This is a genomic window from Desulfocicer niacini (assembly GCF_054657595.1).
Genome location: NZ_BAAHYK010000150.1, coordinates 1 through 937 on the forward strand (window position 1 = coordinate 1; position 937 = coordinate 937).

Annotated in this window: 1 protein-coding gene; it reads left to right on the plus strand. The window is 51.1% G+C overall.

All coding sequences use genetic code 11. The features are described 5' to 3' along the window. Window positions 1-26: 26 nt before the first annotated feature. A complete protein-coding gene (locus ACYQ2M_RS25130) occupies window positions 27-866 on the plus strand; it encodes a class I SAM-dependent methyltransferase (protein ID WP_459919148.1) in 840 nt (279 codons plus the stop codon). The last annotated feature ends 71 nt before the right edge of the window (window positions 867-937 follow it).

Genomic DNA, 937 nt, shown 5'->3' on the forward strand with positions numbered 1-937 from the left:
CTGTGTAATGCCGCAAAGGAGAGAGAATGTTTGAAGAGTTGGAGAGGATCAACGAACGGCCCGAACCGTTCCAATTTTACACCGCGAGTGATCTGTGGACTGATGAGCATACGTCAGCCCAGATGCTCTCGTGCCACCTCAATGAGGCCATCGATCTCTCTTCGCGAAATGCGTCGTTCATCAATCGGTCGGTGGACTGGATCGCTTCTCGCTTTAACATCGGCAAGGATACCAAGATCGCCGATTTCGGCTGCGGTCCAGGATTGTACGCAACGAGTTTAGCCAAGCGCCAGGCGAAAGTGACAGGCATAGATTTTTCGAGAAGGTCCATCGAGTACGCAAAGAAGGTCGCGGCCAGCGAGCAGCTGAACATAAACTACGTGACGCAGAATTACTTGGATTTTGAGACAAAAGACCGGTTTGACCTTGTCCTGATGATCATGTGGGACTTCTGCGCCCTCAGCCCTACCCAAAGAAGAGGGATTCTTAGCAAATTCCACAAAATCCTGAAGCCGGGCGGTTCGGTCCTTCTTGACGTGTTTTCGCTGGCGGCATTTGACCAACGGGAAGAGGCAGCGACATACGAAGTGAACCTCCTCAACGGATTCTGGTCACCAATCAAGTACTATGGATTTCTAAATATCTTCAAATACGACGAAGACAAGGTTGTACTTGACAAGTACACGATTGTCGAATCGGATCGCACCAGAACGGTGTACAACTGGCTGCAATATTTCGCTTCTGAAGAACTGGAGAGGGAGTTTGTGGAGTGCGGCTTTTCCATTGATGCACTCTATTCAGACGTCGCCGGAACCCCATACGATCCAAATTCGAGTGAATTTGCGGTTATCGCCAAGAGGGCATAGCCCGCGCACAGAACAATGCCATGCACTCGGACGGGAATTCCGCTGCGCTCCATTCCCGCCGGTGATGGCCA